Source organism: Mesorhizobium sp. P170090, assembly GCF_057786115.1.
Window position 1 is genome coordinate 509,871 of record NZ_JBYNWH010000001.1, and the last position, 16,367, is coordinate 526,237.

At 63.5% G+C, this 16,367-nt stretch carries 15 protein-coding genes and 2 pseudogenes; 8 read left to right on the forward strand and 9 right to left on the reverse strand.

Annotated elements, in window-relative coordinates:
* Positions 1–76: 76 nt before the first annotated feature.
* The 5 genes and pseudogenes from AC3EML_RS02535 to AC3EML_RS02555 all read right to left on the reverse strand — a co-directional run bounded on the left by AC3EML_RS02535 (position 77) and on the right by AC3EML_RS02555 (position 3,795).
* Positions 77–715: a TPM domain-containing protein gene (locus AC3EML_RS02535; protein WP_023668621.1), complete on the reverse strand. Its 639-nt coding sequence runs from the start codon at positions 713–715 to the stop codon at positions 77–79.
* A gap of 6 nt (positions 716–721) precedes the next feature.
* A complete protein-coding gene (locus AC3EML_RS02540; protein ID WP_352520798.1) occupies positions 722–1,612 on the reverse strand; it encodes a TPM domain-containing protein in 891 nt (296 codons plus the stop codon).
* A 35-nt stretch (positions 1,613–1,647) separates the two neighbouring features.
* Positions 1,648–2,103, reverse strand: a pseudogene (locus AC3EML_RS02545) (TPM domain-containing protein); the annotation flags it as partial.
* Between the two features lie 49 nt (positions 2,104–2,152).
* On the reverse strand, positions 2,153–2,923 hold the full coding sequence (locus AC3EML_RS02550) for a TPM domain-containing protein (protein WP_352520879.1): 771 nt from the start codon (positions 2,921–2,923) through the stop codon (positions 2,153–2,155).
* Between the two features lie 239 nt (positions 2,924–3,162).
* Positions 3,163–3,795: a LemA family protein gene (locus AC3EML_RS02555; protein WP_023681434.1), complete on the reverse strand. Its 633-nt coding sequence runs from the start codon at positions 3,793–3,795 to the stop codon at positions 3,163–3,165.
* 163 nt (positions 3,796–3,958) lie between these two features.
* Between AC3EML_RS02555 and AC3EML_RS02560 the strand changes: the two genes are divergently transcribed.
* The 6 genes and pseudogenes from AC3EML_RS02560 (at position 3,959) to AC3EML_RS02585 (ending at position 9,397) form a co-directional block, all read left to right on the forward strand.
* Positions 3,959–4,210, forward strand: coding sequence for a hypothetical protein (locus AC3EML_RS02560; RefSeq protein ID WP_023693217.1), 252 nt, complete (start codon positions 3,959–3,961; stop codon positions 4,208–4,210).
* Between the two features lie 133 nt (positions 4,211–4,343).
* Complete coding sequence (gene pdxY / locus AC3EML_RS02565; protein ID WP_023688841.1) at positions 4,344–5,228, forward strand: pyridoxal kinase PdxY; 885 nt, start codon at positions 4,344–4,346, stop codon at positions 5,226–5,228.
* Positions 5,225–5,979: pseudogene (locus AC3EML_RS02570) on the forward strand (DUF429 domain-containing protein). Before pdxY ends, AC3EML_RS02570 begins: the two are co-directional and overlap by 4 nt.
* A 149-nt stretch (positions 5,980–6,128) precedes the next feature.
* Complete coding sequence (locus AC3EML_RS02575; protein WP_023681438.1) at positions 6,129–6,773, forward strand: carbonic anhydrase; 645 nt, start codon at positions 6,129–6,131, stop codon at positions 6,771–6,773.
* Positions 6,774–6,840: 67 nt separating this feature from the next.
* Positions 6,841–7,254: a hypothetical protein gene (locus AC3EML_RS02580; RefSeq protein ID WP_023688839.1), complete on the forward strand. Its 414-nt coding sequence runs from the start codon at positions 6,841–6,843 to the stop codon at positions 7,252–7,254.
* A gap of 88 nt (positions 7,255–7,342) precedes the next feature.
* On the forward strand, positions 7,343–9,397 hold the full coding sequence (locus AC3EML_RS02585) for a M3 family metallopeptidase (RefSeq protein ID WP_023688838.1): 2,055 nt from the start codon (positions 7,343–7,345) through the stop codon (positions 9,395–9,397).
* Positions 9,398–9,428: 31 nt separating this feature from the next.
* Here the strand turns inward: AC3EML_RS02585 and AC3EML_RS02590 are convergent, their stop codons facing one another.
* From AC3EML_RS02590 to AC3EML_RS02605, 4 genes are all read right to left on the reverse strand, one after another.
* Positions 9,429–10,904, reverse strand: a complete 1,476-nt coding sequence (locus AC3EML_RS02590) for a M81 family metallopeptidase (RefSeq protein ID WP_023681440.1) — start codon at positions 10,902–10,904, stop codon at positions 9,429–9,431.
* Positions 10,905–10,975: 71 nt separating this feature from the next.
* Positions 10,976–11,800, reverse strand: a complete 825-nt coding sequence (locus tag AC3EML_RS02595) for a carbohydrate ABC transporter permease (RefSeq protein ID WP_023668609.1) — start codon at positions 11,798–11,800, stop codon at positions 10,976–10,978.
* Complete coding sequence (locus tag AC3EML_RS02600) at positions 11,797–12,666, reverse strand: carbohydrate ABC transporter permease (RefSeq protein ID WP_023745368.1); 870 nt, start codon at positions 12,664–12,666, stop codon at positions 11,797–11,799. Before AC3EML_RS02600 ends, AC3EML_RS02595 begins: the two co-directional genes overlap by 4 nt.
* A gap of 439 nt (positions 12,667–13,105) precedes the next feature.
* A complete protein-coding gene (locus AC3EML_RS02605) occupies positions 13,106–14,338 on the reverse strand; it encodes an ABC transporter substrate-binding protein (protein ID WP_352520797.1) in 1,233 nt (410 codons plus the stop codon).
* A 178-nt stretch (positions 14,339–14,516) separates the two neighbouring features.
* Between AC3EML_RS02605 and AC3EML_RS02610 the strand changes: the two genes are divergently transcribed.
* The gene (locus tag AC3EML_RS02610) at positions 14,517–15,287 is read left to right on the forward strand and encodes an SDR family oxidoreductase (RefSeq protein ID WP_352520796.1); all 771 of its coding nucleotides are present in this window, start codon (positions 14,517–14,519) and stop codon (positions 15,285–15,287) included.
* A 2-nt stretch (positions 15,288–15,289) separates the two neighbouring features.
* Positions 15,290–16,357: an ABC transporter ATP-binding protein gene (locus AC3EML_RS02615; protein ID WP_352520795.1), complete on the forward strand. Its 1,068-nt coding sequence runs from the start codon at positions 15,290–15,292 to the stop codon at positions 16,355–16,357.
* The last annotated feature ends 10 nt before the right edge of the window (positions 16,358–16,367 follow it).

Here is a 16,367-nt window from a genome sequence, read left to right on the forward strand (position 1 = left end):
AATGGGCAAAGCCTGCCTGGAAAACGCGCCCAGCCGGCGCGGTCAGGCGTCCGTCCGGGTAGCGCGTGCAGGCTCTTCAGATCTCGACGAGATGATCGTCCAGCTCATTGGCGTCGCCCGACGTCACCGGGAAATGCTCGGCCAGCACCGCGCCGACCTGCCCGATCGCCTTGACGAAGCCGTCGGCGAGCCGGTCGTCACCGGCATGCTGCAGGAGATCGCGCACCACGCCGTCCCAGACATGCTGGCCGACCTTGCTGTCGATGCCCGAATCGGCGACCACTTCGGCATAACGCTCGGCGATCGACACGAAGACCAACACGCCGGTGCGCGCCGTGGTGCGGTGGACATTGCGGGCGAGGAACTGCCTGAGCGCATTGTGATGTGCCGCCTGATAACGCTGCCGGCGCGGCACCAGATGGATGCGCAAGCCCGGCAGCGCCCACAAAAGCACCAACACCGAGGCCAGTGCCAGCAGTTGGACAATGACGAAATGCGGCAGCCGGATCGACAGCCACCAGGCTTCCAGCCCATAAGCGACGGCGAGGCTGGCAATCAGCATGCCTGATGTCGCCATGAAGGCGGCGGGAAAGAAATAGCCGTCGCTGGCATGCGCAACGACGCAGTAGATCTCGCCGTCGGTTTTGGCCTCGGCCGCGCGGATCGCGGTGGCGATGCGCTCATGGTCCTGTGGGCTGATCGGTCGTGTTGCCATCTTCTCTCACCAGCTCCCTGAAGACCCGCCACCGCCAGACGAACCGCCGCCGCCTGAAAACCCGCCGCCGCTGCTTGAGCCCGAAGACCAGCTGCTGCCCGAACTTCCCGATGACCATCCGCTGCCCGACGACGAACTTGTTGTCCAGCTGCTGGAGCCCGAGGACGATCCGCTCGGCCCCTGGCCGTAGCGAAAGGTCATGCCCAGCCATTTATACACGCCCGGCGACAGCTTGGTGCCGAAGATCGGCGGCAGGAAGGTCATCGCCAGGCCGCCGAAGAACATCGCCGCCCACAGGATCAGGAAGACCGCGACGACGGGATCGATGGGCGTGCTGCGGTCGGCCGGGTTGCGCTTGCCGCGCGCCTCCAGCTCTTCCGGGTTGCCTTCCAGCACCATGACCATGTCGTCGACGGCCTTGGAAATGCCGCCGGAGAAATCACCGGCACGGAACGCCGGCACCATGTCGTTTTCGATGATCAGTTTGGTGTGCAGGTCGGTCAGCGTGCCTTCCAGCCCGTAGCCGACCTCGATGCGCATCTTGTGGTCGTTCTTGGCCACCAGCAGAAGCACGCCGTTGTTTTCGCCGGCCTGCCCGAGTTTCCAAAAGCGGAACAGCCGGTTGGCGTAGGGTTCGATCTCCTCGCCGTCGAGGCTGTTGATCGTGGCGACGACGATCTGGTCGGAGCCTTTGGTCTCGAAATCCGCGAGCTTCTGCGTCAGTGCCGCCTTGGTCGCGGCGTCGATAATACCGGCATTGTCGACCACCCGCCCGGTGAGTGCCGGCAGGTCTGCCGCCAAAGCTACAAACAGCATGGTGAGCATCGTCAACAGCGCGATGCCGATCGTCGCGGCTGCGCGGCCAGGTCTTGGCGGATTGAAGACGCGTACTGTCATGCCGTCACCAGTTCCCCTCAACCACCATGACTGTCCTCAATCACCATGATCATGTCGTCGACCGCTTTGGAAATACCGCCGGAGAAATCCCCGGCGCGGAAGGCCGGCACCATGCCTTCAATGATCCGTGTGGCGTGCTGGTTGGTGAGCGTGGCTTCCAGCCCGTAGCCGACCTCGATGCGCATCTTGCGGTCGTTCACGGCCACCAGCAGAAGCACGCCATTGTTCTTGGCCTTCTGGCCGAGCTTCCAAGCGTTGAACAGCCGGGTGGCGTAAGGCTCGATCTCCTCGCCGTCGAGGCTGGGAACCGTCGCGACGACGATCTGGTCGGAGCCTTTGGTCTCGAAATCGGCCAGTCTTTGGGTGAGCGCCGCCTCGGTCGCGGCATCGATGATGCCTGCATTGTCGACGACACGACCGGTGAGGGCGGGCAGTTCCGCCGCCAGCGCCGCGAAGCTGACGAGCAAGACCAGCAAGGCAGCGCCGGTCATCGTGGCGAAGCGGCCATGCCAGGGATTGGCGATGCGTGTTGTCATCTCGTCACCAGCTTCCCGAGGAGCCGCCGCCGCCGGACGAACCGCCGCCGCCGGAAAAGCCGCCACCACCGCTTGAACCCGACGACCAGCCGCCCCCGCCCGAAGACCAGCCGCCGCTGGACGACCGCCGGCCCGGCTCGAATGTCATGCCGAGCCAGCGATAGCGGCCGGGACCGAGTTTTTGGCCGAAGATCGGCGGCAGGATGGAGGCGGCCATGCTGCCGAAGAAGATGATTGCCCAGATGCTGATGAAGACGCCGAAGAACAGATTGTCGGTATTGATGGGCGGCTTCTGGTTGCGCTCGCCGCGCGCCTCCAATTCCTCCGGATTGCCTTCCAGCACCATCACCATGTCGTCGACGGCCTTGGAAATGCCCCCGGAGAAATCGCTGGCGCGGAACGCCGGCACCATGTCGTTTTCGATGATCAGCTTGGTGTGCAAATCGGTCAGCGTGCCTTCCAGCCCATAGCCGACCTCGATGCGCATCTTGCGGTCGTTCGGCGCCACCAGCAGCAGCACGCCGTTATTTTCCTTGGCCTGGCCGAGCTTCCAGAAGCGAAACAGCCGGTTGGCGTAAGGCTCGATCTCCTCGCCGTCGAGGCTGGGGATGGTGGCGACGACGATCTGGTCGGAGCCTTTTGTCTCGAAGTCGGCGAGTTTCTGGGTGAGCGCGGCTTTGGTTCCCGCGTCGATAATGCTGGCGTTATCGACGACGCGGCCGGTCAGCGCGGGGAGGTCGGCGGCGAAGGCGGTGAGGGGCAGGAAGACGGCCAGAAAGGCGAGAAGAACACCAAGGTTGGCGTTCCTTCGCGTCCCCCTCTGTCCTGCCGGACATCTCCCCCTCGAGGGGGGAGATTGGCAATCTCGCTGCCGACGCTCAGCCGGCAACGCTGATATTTGGCGCAAGGACAGAAGACAGCTGATCTCCCCCCTTGAGGGGGAGATGTCCGGCAGGACAGAGGGGGGTGTGAAGGAACGCAAGGCTGGCAAAGGCCAAGCTCACCCAGACGTCATCACCCGCCCTGCTTCGTGCCGAAATCGACCTTCGGCGGCTGCATCTTGTCTTCTTCGACGGTGAAGTTGGCGAAGGGCTCGTTGCTGCGGAACCAGAAGGTTGCCCATAGCACCGACGGAAAGGTCCTCAGCGTCAGATTGTAATCCTTGACCGCCAGGATGTAGTCGCGCCGCGCCACGGCGATACGGTTCTCGGTGCCTTCGAGTTGCGCCTGCAGCGCCAGGAAATTCTGGTTGGCCTTGAGGTCGGGATAGGCCTCCGACACCGCGATCAGCCGCGACAGCGCGCTGGTCAGCCCTGATTGCGCATCCTGGAACTTCTTGAGCGCTTCGGGGTCCTTCAGCGTTTCCGGCGTCACCGTGATCTGCGTCGCCTTGGCGCGCGCTTCGACCACCGCATCGAGCGTGTCCTTTTCATGCGAGGCATAGCCCTTCACCGTCTCGACCAAATTGGGAATGAGGTCGGACCGACGCTGATACTGGTTCAGCACCTCGCTCCATGCCGCCTTGGCGTTTTCCTCCGCCGTCGGGATGGTGTTGAAGCCGCAGCCGGCGAGCAGAGGCAGCACGACGGCCATCATCAGCACGGCCGGCAGACTGCGGAAAGGGAAGGCAAGGCGCTGGGCAAACATGGTGAGGTCCCTCGACAGAAGTTGCATGCGAAGCATTAGCACAATCCGCGCTCAAGAAAATGTCTGCCGCTGGCGCGCATTCCTGGCGCGCATTCATGCGCCGGCGAGGCCCTGTGATTGATCGCGCGAACACGGTATGGTTCCCGGCAAACAGGACAGGATCATGGCGGAACGCCACGACGATGACAGCGAATCGCGCCGCATTATCGAGCGCGTGGCGAACGAGGGCGGCCTTGGCGGCGCATCGCTGGTGTCACGGGCAGCGAAAGGCGCGCGCGATCATGTTACCGCAGCGGAGGCCGACCGATCCGATCCGATCGAGGTCTGGGGCACCCGCATCGGTCGCGCACTTGGGCTCATCGTCGCCCTCGGCCTTTTGATCTGGCTCGTGTACTACGTCTCCCGGGGCAGCTAGAGCATGATCCTGAAAAGTGGGAACCGGTTTTCTCGGACAAACGGGAACCGTTTTGTCCGGAGATCATCCTCCAACCAAAGAGATAGATCAGGATGACGATTCAACGAAAAATTATCCGTATCTAGGATTTTCCATGAACCGCGAAAAAGCCGACGCGCCGCGCGCGGTCATCGTCATTTCCAGCCATGTCGCCCGCGGCTCGGTCGGCAACCGCGCCGCCGTGTTTGCGCTGGAGACGCTGGGCTTTCCCGTGTGGGCGGTACCGACGGTCATCTTGCCCTGGCATCCGGGCCATGGCCGCGCCACGCGCATCGTGCCGCCGCTCGACCAGTTCAAGGCGCTGATGGCCGATCTCGAGCGCGCGCCCTGGCTGGGTGAGGTCGGCGCGGTGCTGTCGGGCTATCTTGGCGAGGCCGGCCAGGCCGAGGCCGTCGCCTCGCTGGTTGCGGCGGTCAAGGCCAAGACGCCGGACGCGATTTATATATGCGATCCGGTGATGGGCGATTCCGGCGGGCTCTATGTGCCCGAGCCGACGGCCGCCGCGATGCGCGACCGGCTGATGCCGATCGCCGACATCGCCACCCCCAACCGCTATGAGCTGGAGTGGATGGCCGGTGCGCCTTTGCCCGATCTGAAATCGGTGATCTCGGCCGCCCTCCATGCCGGACCGTCAACAATGCTGGTGACGTCGGCACAGTCGATGATGACCGGCGGCACCGGCAATCTGCTGCTTGACGGCACCCAGGCGCTGCTGGCCGAACACCGCCTCATTGACAAGCCGCCGAATGGCCTCGGCGACCTGACTGCGGCCGTCTACCTCGCCCGCATCCTGTCGGGGCAGCCGCCGATCAAGGCGCTGCAATCGACCACCGCCGCCGTCTACGAAATCCTGGCGCGAACCGCCAAGCGTGGCGGCGACGAGCTGCAGCTTGAAACCGATGCCCAGAGCCTGTCGCACCCGATGGCGATGGTGCAGCTGCGCCACCTCACCCATCCGGGGCGGGACCGCCGGGCGTGACCTCGACCCTGGTCGTCGGCGTCGACGGCTGCAAGGCCGGCTGGATCGCCGTCCGCCGCGATCTGGATGCCGCGCCGTCAGTCCGCGTCTTTCCCAGCTTTGCGACCCTGCTCGACGCCTTGCCCGCCGATGCGACAGTGGTCGTCGACATGCCGATCGGCCTGCCGGACGTCTCGCAAAGAGGCGGGCGCGGGCCGGAGACCTTGGTACGGCCAATGCTCGGAGCACGGCAATCCAGCGTCTTCTCTATCCCGTCCCGCGCGGCCCTCTACGCCGACATCAGCGACTTCACCACGGTCGAGGCCTGGTATGAGGCGCATCGGCGCGCCAGCGAGGTGGCCAAGGCGACCTCCGATCCGCCACGCGGCGTCTCGATCCAGGCCTTCGGCATATTTGCCAAGATCCGCGAGATCGACGCGCTGCTGATTGTGCGTCCGGAACTGCGCCGCCGCGTCTGCGAATCGCACCCCGAAGTGGCCTTCTGCCGGCTGAACGGCGAACCCGATGACGCTGCCGAAGAAGATCAAGGGCGCAGTCAATCCTGCCGGGATGGAAGAGCGCAAGGCACTGCTCTGCCGGCACGGCTATACCAGAGCTTTCCTTGACCAGCCGCCGCCACGCGGTGCTGCCGCCGACGATTTCCTCGACGCCGCAGCGATGATGCTGACGCATTGCCGGCGGCGAGGCAAAGCCGTTTCCCGACCCGCCGCTTGCCGACCGTTTGGGCATTCCCCTGGCGATCTGGGCGTGAGGCGAGCGGCGAGCCATGCGTGCGGCATGGCGATTTGCGACGAAGCCATCCGCAATTCGGCATTGCCCGCGACGGGCATTTGCCGTTAGAGCCTTTCTAACTTGAAATGAGCTGCCGTCGCTAACCCCGAAAGGCTTCATCCCTAGCCCATGCCCCATCTCCCCGAACATCTTTGGACCGGCTACCGCAACTTCATGAATGGCCGCTATCTCACCGAGAGCGGACGCTATCGCGAGCTCGCCCGCGAGGGGCAGGCGCCCGAAACCATGATCGTTGCCTGCTGCGATTCCCGCTCTGCCCCCGAGGCGATCTTCGACGCCGGTCCGGGCGAACTGTTCGTCCTGCGCAATGTCGGCAATCTGGTGCCGCCCTATGCACCGGACGGCGAGTTCCACTCGACCTCGGCCGCGCTCGAATTCGCCGTGCAGAGCCTGAAGGTGAAAAACATCGTGGTGATGGGCCATGGCCGCTGCGGCGGCATCCGCGCCGCGCTCGACACCAATTCGGCGCCGCTGTCGCCCGGCGACTTCATCGGCAAATGGATGAGCCTGATCGCGCCGGCGGCCGAAACCGTTTCGTCCAGCACGTTCATGACGGCAACCGAACGGCAGACGGCGCTGGAGCGGATTTCCATCCGCTATTCGATCGCCAATCTCAGGACCTTCCCTTGCGTCTCCATCCTCGAAGGCAAGGGGCGGCTGTCGCTGCATGGCGCCTGGTTCGACATCTCGACCGGCGAGCTCTGGGTGATGAACAAGGACACCGGCGACTTCGAGCGGCCGGATTTGACGTAGACCCATGATCCCGAAAAGTGGGAACCGGTTTTCGGATAAGGGCATGGTCAAATAAGAGGAGGCAAGAATGCGGGTTTGGCCTGCGATCGCTTTCGCCGTAGCGGCGCTGCTGATTTCGCTCGTCCCTGCCCGCTCCGATGACGGCGCCATTATCGACCGCTGGTATTCGGCGCTGCTGGTCGCCGATCGCACCGAATTGTCGGACCTGCTCGCCGACGATGTCCGCATCAAGCTCGACGATCTCGGCGTCGTACAGTCGAAGCAGGAGTTCATCGCGTCGATCGACGAATGGAAGGGCGCGGTCGCCGGAGCCGCAATCCGGCATCGCGTCGAAAAGAGCGAGGCCGGCGTCACAACTGTCATCGCCTGCTATGATTTCCCCAACAATGACATGCTGATGCAGGAGACGTTCGCCGTCACCGGCAACCGCATCACCGCCAGTTCGCAAGCGGCGATCGCGGAAAATTGCGACGGCTTCTGACGCGGGCTTGAACGGCCGCGCTGTTGCGCCGCGCCAGTCATCGCCCTACATCGGTCAGCAAGCTCCGCCAATCATCGAAAGATCCCCCATGCCGTCCACGAAAACCGTCGATCTCGCCGCCCATCCGCTGACCAAATGGCAAGGGCCGCTCGGCCTGCCGGATTTTGCCAGCATCGGCGACGACGATTTCTCCTCGGTGTTCGACGCGGCGCTGAAGGCACATGAGGCCGAAATCGATGCGATCGCCGGCAACAAGGATGCGCCGACCATCGAGAATACGCTGGCAGCCCTCGAGCTCGCCGGTGAGCCGCTCGACCATGTCTCGTCGATCTTCTGGTGCCGGGCCGGCGCCCACACCAACGATGCGATCCAGGCGCTGGAGCGCGATATCTCGCCAAAAATGTCGAGGCATTTCTCGGCGATCTCGATGAACGAGAAATTGTTTGCCCGCGTCGACGATCTCTACCAGCGCCGTGAGACGCTCAAACTCGACGCCGAGACGCTGCGGGTGCTGGAGAAGACCTGGAAAGGCTTTGTGCGATCGGGCGCAAAACTCGACGCCGACGGCAAGAAGCGGCTGGCCAACATCAGCGAGGAGCTGTCCTCGCTCGGCACGACCTTCGGCCAGAACGTGCTGGCCGACGAGCGCGACTGGGCGCTTTTCCTCGACGAGGCTGATCTTGCGGGCCTGCCGGACTTCGTGAAGAGTTCGATGGCCGAAGCCGCCGAGACGCGCGGCCAGAAAGGCCGCTACGCAGTCACCTTGTCGCGCTCTATCTATGAGCCGTTCACGACCTTCTCCGAACGCCGCGACCTGCGCGAGAGCGCCTTCCGCGCTTTCACCATGCGCGGCCAGAATGGCGGCGCCAGCGACAACACCGCAGTGGTGCGCGACATGCTGAAACTGCGCGCCGAAAAGGCCAGGCTGCTAGGCTATGCCTCGTTCGCCGCGCTGAAACTCGACGACACCATGGCCAAGACGCCGAAGGCGGTGCACGACCTCCTCGACCCGGTCTGGGAGAAAGCGCTGGAGAAGGCCGCCGCCGACCAGAAGGAGCTGGAGCGGCTGGCGACCAAGGCAGGCAGCAACGAAAAATTCGCCGCCTGGGACTGGCGCTTCTACCAGGAGAAATTGCGCGCCGAAAAATTCGCCTTCGACGAGGCGGAACTGAAACCCTATCTGCAACTCGACCGCATCATCGACGCCTGCTTCGACGTCGCCACAAAACTGTTCGGCATCACTTTCGAGGAGAAGAAGGGCATCGCCGCCTGGCATCCCGACGCGCGCGTCTTCGTGGTGAAGAACGCCGATGGCAGCGAGCGCGGCCTGTTCCTCGCCGACTATTTCGCCCGGTCCTCGAAGCGCTCCGGCGCGTGGATGAGCGCGCTGAAGTCGGGCTACAAGCTTGGCGATGGCTCCAAGCCGGTGATCTACAATATCATGAACTTCGCCAAGCCGCCGGCCGGGGAAGCAGCGCTGTTGTCGGTCGATGAGGCCAAGACCCTGTTCCACGAGTTCGGCCATGCTTTGCACGGCATGCTGACCGACGTCACCTGGCCGTCGGTGGCGGGCACCTCGGTTTCCCGCGATTTCGTCGAACTGCCTTCGCAGCTCTACGAGCACTGGCTGACGGTGCCCGCAGTGCTGGAAAAGCATGCGCTGCATGTTAAGACCGGCAAGCCGATGCCGAAGTCGCTGCTCGACAAGATGCTGGCCGCCCGCACGTTCGGCGCCGGTTTCGCCACGGTCGAGTTCACAGCGTCGGCGCTGATCGACATGGCGTATCACGCGCGGCCGGATGCGCCGGCGGAACCGCTGCGTTTCGAAGCCGAAACGCTGGAAAAGCTTGATATGCCCGACACCATCGCCATGCGTCATCGCACCCCGCATTTCGGCCATATCTTCTCCGGCGACGGTTATTCAGCCGGCTACTATTCCTACATGTGGTCGGAAGTGCTCGACGCCGACGCCTTCGCCGCCTTCGAGGAGACCGGCGATCCCTTCAACCCGGCGCTGGCGGAACGGCTTCGGAAGAATATCTATGCCGCTGGCGGGTCGAAGGATCCGGAGGAGCTGTACACGGCGTTCCGCGGCAAGATGCCTTCGCCGGAAGCGATGATGGTGAAGCGGGGATTGCTATAGCGCCGCCTTATCTCCCCCCTCGAGGGGGAGATCACCAGCGCCAAGGATCCGCCACCCGTGGCCACACCGGCCGCGTCAGCTTCCTGTAATCCGTCACCGCCGGATTGCTCGGATACGAGCTCGGCGCCGAGACATAGATGATCTCCGCCGCGATCGGTTCAAAGCCGGCGTAGAAATGGTTGGTTGACTTGATCAGCAATATGTCCTTCGACAACGGATCGACACCGATGTTGGAGAAGACATCCGGCTCGAAGGTCTGCGTGCGGTTGGTGTTGAGGATGATGTCGATTTCGGTGCCTTCGAGCCGCACCAGCGCCGTCGGTCCGAGCGTCACCCGGCTCGGCCCGAAGCTCTGCCAGCCCTCGGGGACGGCTTTCAACACCTTGACGCGCGCATCGATCGGTTCGCCGGCCAGCGGCCCGGCCTTGCCGCCGAAGCGCAGGTCGATGACGGCGCCTTCGCCTGCCGCCTGGCAAAAGGTGACAGCGATCGGGTCCCAGATCGTCGCCACGCCAAAATTGTCCACGCCCTGTTCCAGCATGGCGCGCAGCACGACCGTACCGTCGCCGGCGACGCCACCGCCGGGATTGTCCCAGATGTCGGCAATCACAACCGGCTTGCCGGGATTTTCCTTGCGCACGGCCAGTGCCCGCGCGATGCCGTCCTCGGTGTTCAGCATCGTCATCGCCGTCCTTTCGCGGATGGCGTAAAGCTCGTGCCCTAGCCTCTCCGCCAGCGCATCGCCCTTGGCCTTGTCATTGTCAGTGACGACCAGGATGCGCGTGCCCATTTCGGGCACGTCCGCCGCCATGAAGCCATGGATGACCGAGACCGACAGCACGCCGTCCTTGCCGTGCAGCGCCTTGATGCGGTCGACGAAGGAGCGCATCGGCTCGCGGCTGGTCGGCAGCACCTGGATCATGCGGCAGTCGAAGGTCGAGATCACCGGCCTGATCTCGTCGCGCGCCGCCGCCAATCCAAGCTCGACGACATGTTCGCCGCGCTCATAGAAGTCGGTGTGCGGGAATTCGAGGAAATAGGCCATGACATTGCATGCCGCGACGCGCTTTGGGGTCAGATGACTGTGCGGGTCGAGCTCGACCGCGATCACCACGTCGGGCCCGACGATTGCGCGAACCCGTTCCAGCAGATCGCCTTCGCAATCGTCATAGCCTTGCGCCACCATGGCGCCGTGCAGGCCGAGGATGACGGCGTCGACCGGCAAGGCTGCCTTCAACTGGCCGAGAATCTCGTCACGCAACGCCTCATAGGTCTGCCGCTGCACCAGCCCGCCCGGCTCCGCCCAGGTGGCGGTGCCTTCGATGACGGTCAGCCCTTCGGCAGCCGCACGCCGGCGCAGCGCGACCATCGGCGAGGAGCACAAGGTCGGTGTATCAGGATGCTTGCCCGGCCCGGCATAGAACGCCATCTCGAACGACGCCCGGTCGGTCGGCACCGGCGAGAAGGTGTTGGTTTCGGTCGCCAGCGAGGCGGTGAAGATGCGCATGAAAACTCCGTACGGCTATTTGTTTTTCGCAATTCCGGACGGAAAACCGCTCCACACTTTTCCTGGAATTGCTATTTTACGGCCCCGAGCGCCAGCCCGCGGACGAGATAGCGCTGCAGCCAGATGAACAGGATTGCCACCGGCAGCGTCGCCAGCAGCGTCGCCGCCATTACATGGTGCCATTCGATCGTGTAGCGGCCGGCGACCAGCGAGAACACCTGGATCGGCAGCGTGTAACTTTCCTGGCTGCGCAGCATTGTGAGCGCAACGACGAACTCATTCCATGCGTTGATGAAGGTGAAGATGGCGGTCACCGCGATTGCCGGCAGGCAAAGCGGCAGAAACACTTTTCGCAAGGTCAGCCAGCGGCCGGCGCCTTCCATCCACGCTGCTTCCTCGAGATCGCGCGGGATGGTGTCGAAATAGCTTTGCAGCATCCACACGGTGAAGGCGACGTTGAAAGCCATGTAGATGACGCCGAGCGCGGTCGTGGATTCGATCAGACCCCAGGCCGCCATCAGCCGGAACAGGCCGAGCACCAGCACGATCGGCGAGATCATCTGCGAGATCAGCAGGAACTGGCGGAAGGCGCCATAGCCGGCAAAGCGAAACCGCGACATGGCATAGGCGGCCGGCACCGAGATCAGGATGGCGCCGACGGTGGCGATAACCGAGACATAGAGCGAATTGGCTAACGCCTGGCCGAATCCCGTCGCCACCCACATGTCGGCAAAATTCGACCAGTGGAATTCGCTTGGCCACCAGGTCGGCGACAGCACCTCCTGCCGCGGTTTGACCGCGGTCAAAAACATTACCGCGAAGGGGAAGATGGTCACCACGAGCAGCGGCGAAAGCAGCAGCCATGCGATGATCGTACGCTTCAGCTTGGGCGTCATGTGCGCTGCTCCCGCATGGCAAGCCGCACATAGATCATGGTGAAGATCAAAAGGATGGCGAACATCAGCAGCGACACCGCCGATGCTTCGCCCAGCTTGCCGATGCGGAAGGCCAGCTTGTAGAGATGGGTGACCAATATGTCGGTCGAGTTGGCCGGCCCGCCCTGCGTCATCACCCAGATGATCGGGAAGGAATTGAAGACGTAGATGGTGTTGAGGACGATGGCGATGTTGATGAACGGCTTCAGCAGCGGAAAGGTGATCTCGCGGAACTGCTGCAGCGGCGTCGCCCCTTCCAGGGCGGCCGCCTCGTAGAGGTCGTCGGGGATCGACGACAGGCCGCCGAGGAAGATCGTGGTGGTGAACGGCACCGTCACCAATATGCCGATCAGCACCTGCATCGGAAAGGCGGTCTCGGCGCGCGCCAGCCACTGGATGTTTTCATGTATCAGGCCAAGCCCGATCAGCGCCGAGTTCAGCATCCCGCTTTCGCCGTTGAGCGCCCAGCGCCAGACCACCGCCGTCATCGTCAGCGACACCGCCCAGGGCAGCATGATGATGACGCGGGCAATGCCGCGGCCGTAGAAATCGGTGTTGAGGATCATCGCCACGGGGACGGACAACAGCAGCGCGCCGCCGACCACCAGCACGGTCCACAGGCCGGTGCGCCAGAGTGCCGCCAGGAAATCGGGATCGGCGAGGAAGGCGGAATAATTGGCGAAATCGTTGAAGTCGCGCAGCTGCCCAAAACGGCTGACATCATGCGTCGATATCTGGATCAGGTCCCAGACCGGCCAGAAGATGACGACCGCGGCCAGAAACAGGCTGGGCAAGGTCAATAAATAGGGCAGGTAACGATTTTGCATCGGCCGGATTCGTACCGTGTTGGACATAAGTGGCGCTGGCGCGCCAGCTCGGATCAATCTCGCATATCGGTCTAAGGCAGCGCTTCAGGGTTTGAATCTCCTGCGGACGTTTGCGCTGCCCCTCACCTGCCTGCCCATCCTCCGCAGCGGTTGCGGAAGGGAGCCCTTCCTCTCCCCCGTTGATCGGGGGAGAGGTGTCGAGCGAAGCTCGACGGAGTGGGGGTCGACGGAGTGGGGGTCGACGGAGTGGATGTCGACCCTTGGGGCGCAAGGCGAGGTGATGTTTGCCCCTATTGCCCTTCCTATGTCCGTCGCGGCGGTTGCCAGGTGGTTCCCCCACTCCGTCTCGGCTTCGCCGAGCCACCTCTCCCCCTCCGGAGGGAGAGGAAAGTGTGGCGCGCCCGATCTCAGGGGCGCGCCGGGCGCAGGGAGATACGCCCTATTTCTTGATCACGGCGTTGGCCTTGGCAGCCGCTTCCTTCAAGCCTGCCTCGGGGTCGCCGCCAAGATAGATCTTCTGCATCGCATCCGACGTGATCTGGGCGACTTCTTCCCAGCCCGGGATGATCGGCGCAAAGCGGGCGTCAGGCAGCAGCGCGGTGAACGCTGCCAGATCGGCATTGTTGACGTAGTAGTCCATCTTGGCCTCTTCCTTGTTCACCGGCAGGAAGCCTTCCCCTTGCGTGAACTTGGCGCGCTGTTCAGTGGTGAACAGGAAGTCGAGCAGCTTCCAGGCCTCATCCTTGTTCTTGGAATTCTTGAACATGATGATGGAATCGGTGACGCCGTACGTGCCGCGCGCGCCGGTCGGTCCGGCGGGGATAGCGGCCACGCCATATTTCAGGTTCGGCGCCTCGTCCTTGATCTGGTTGGACAGGAAGGGCGCGGTGATCATCATGCCGACCTTGCCCTGCTTGAACAGGTTCTGGACGTCCTCGCGGTTGTTGGAGGTGACGCCGGGTTCCGTCAGGCCTTCGTCGATCATCGACTTGTAGAGCTTGGCGGCTTCGAGCGCGCCGGGCGTGCCGAGGCCCGACGTGCCATCCTTGTTGAGGATCTCGGTGCCTTGCGACCACATCGCATAATAGTAATAGACGTCGGTCTCGATCTCCTTGCCCTGCAGGCCGAAGCCGAAGGATCCGGTGCCCAGTGCCTTGATCTTGCGCGCATCCTCCTGCAGCTCGGTCCAGGTTGCCGGCGGGTTGGCGATTCCGGCCTTCTCGAACAATTCCTTGTTGTAGTACATGGCGCGCGCCGAGGCCGCGATCGGCAGGCCGTAGGTCTTGCCCTCCATGATCGAGGGCGACAGGAAGGTGTCGATGAAGCGGTCCTTGAACTCCGGCTTGATATAGCCGTCGAGCGGCTCGGCGACATCCTGCTGGACGAAATCGATCAGCCAGCGGGTGCCGATGATCGACAGGTCGGCATTGGTGCCGGCCGTGATGTCGGTGGTCAGCTTCTGCAGCAGCACGTCCCACGGCACAACTTCGAACTTGACGGTGATACCCGGGTTGGCTGCCTCGAATTCCTTTTTCACCGCTTCGAAATACGGGCCGGTCTTGGCGCTGTATTCGGCGACGGTTACGCGCACCTCGCCGGCATCTGCCTGCGCGGCCAGGGCGAGCAGGCTCATTCCGGCCATCAGGCCGACAGTCCATTTTGCAAGCTTCATTCGATCTCTCCCATTTGATGGCGCCTGCGCTCTTGCGGCTTTCAGGCGGCCAAGACTTTATGTGACTTTCCTACATTATCCTTCATTTTACGCCGTGCAAGCGGATTATCCTGTTGCTTAATTACATTTCCTAAAATAGCGTTTTCCGACTATCGTGGATCCCAGGGAGGCGCGCAGGGTGGTTTCAACGGCCGAATTCGCGGGCAAGACCGTGCTGGTGACCGGCGCCGGCGGCGGGCTCGGCTCGGCTATTGTGGCGCTGCTGGCCGAACGAGGCGCGCGCGTCGTCGGCTGCGACCAGTCGCAAGACCAGCTCGGCAGTCCGCATCTGGCGTCGGGCCACGTCTTCGACCTTCTCGACCGGATCTCCACCGATGCCGCGATCACGGCGATCCTCGGGAAAGACGGCGTGCCCGACATCCTGATCAACAATGCCGGCTGGACGCGCGCAGAGACGCTTGCCGCATTGACACCCGATAAGATTGAGCACGAGCTCGACCTCAATCTGACCGGGGTGATGCTGTTCGCCGATCCACTGATCAAGGCGATGGCCGCGCGTGGTTCGGGCAGCGTCGTCTTCATCTCTTCCGTCAACGCCATCGCCCACTTCGGCAACCCGGCCTATGCCGCGGCCAAGGCCGGCATCAATGCCTATGCCAAAGCGATCGCTGTGGAACTCGGCCGCAACGGGCTGCGCGCCAATGTCGTCTGCCCCGGCTCGATCCGCACCGCCGCATGGGACCATCGGCTGGCCAAGAACCCGGATGTTCTCGGCAAGCTCAAGCGGCTCTATCCGCTCGGCCGCATCGTCGACGCCACGGAAGTGGCCGAAGCGGTGGCCTTCCTTGTTTCGGATCGCGCATCGGGGATAACCGGCGCGGTGGTGCCGGTCGACGCCGGACTGACCGCCGGCTTCCTGCCCTTCATCGACGACATATTGGGAGCCTGACGATGACCGATGTCGAGTTCCGCGACCTGTCGAAATCTTTCGGACGCCATAAGATCCTCGAAAACATCAGCCTCGACATCAAGAGCGGCGAGTTCGTCGTGCTGGTCGGCCCTTCCGGCTGCGGCAAGTCGACCTTGCTGCGCATGCTGGCCGGGCTGGAGCCGATCACCTCAGGCGACCTCTTGATCGGCGGCGTGCGCGCCAACGATTTGCCGCCGCAACAGCGTAACATCGCGATGGTCTTCCAGTCCTATGCTCTGTTTCCGCACCTGAAAGCGGCCGACAATATCGGCTTTGGTCCCAAGATTCGCGGCGAAAGCCGCACGGCAATCGACGACAAGGTGAAAAAGGCGTCCGGCGTCCTCAACCTGTTCTCCTATCTCGACCGCTATCCCCGGGAACTGTCGGGCGGCCAGCGCCAGCGCGTCGCCATGGGCCGCGCCATCGTGCGCGAACCCTCGGTGTTCCTGTTCGACGAACCGCTCAGCAATCTCGACGCGCAATTGCGCGTGCAGATGCGCACCGAGATCAAGGCGCTGCACCAGCGGCTGAAATCGACCATCGTCTACGTCACCCACGACCAGATCGAGGCCATGACCATGGCCGACCGCATCGTGGTGATGGACCACGGCAAGATCCAGCAGGTCGGCGCACCGCTGGAACTCTACGACCGTCCCGCCAACAAATTCGTCGCCTCCTTCATCGGCTCGCCGTCGATGAGTTTTGTCTCCGGCGCCCTGAAGACGACGCCCGAGAAAAGCTGGTTCGAATCGGCCGGCGGAGGGCGACTGGCGCTCGGCAGCAAGACGGTGCCGGCTGGCAGCACGGTCGAGGCCGGCATACGGCCCGAACACTTCGTCATCGGCGAGGCTGTCGACGCGATGGCGATCAAGGTCGATGTCGTCGAGCCGACCGGCTCGGAAACCCATGTCTATGGCGCCATCGGCGCTGACACGGTGCGCGCCGTATTCCGCGACCGGGTTCAGGTCAAGCCCGGCGAAATGCTGCCGGTCTCCGTCGCGCCGGGCAACATTCATCTGTTCGACACGGCAACAGGCCTGCCGCTATGAAGGCAGCGCT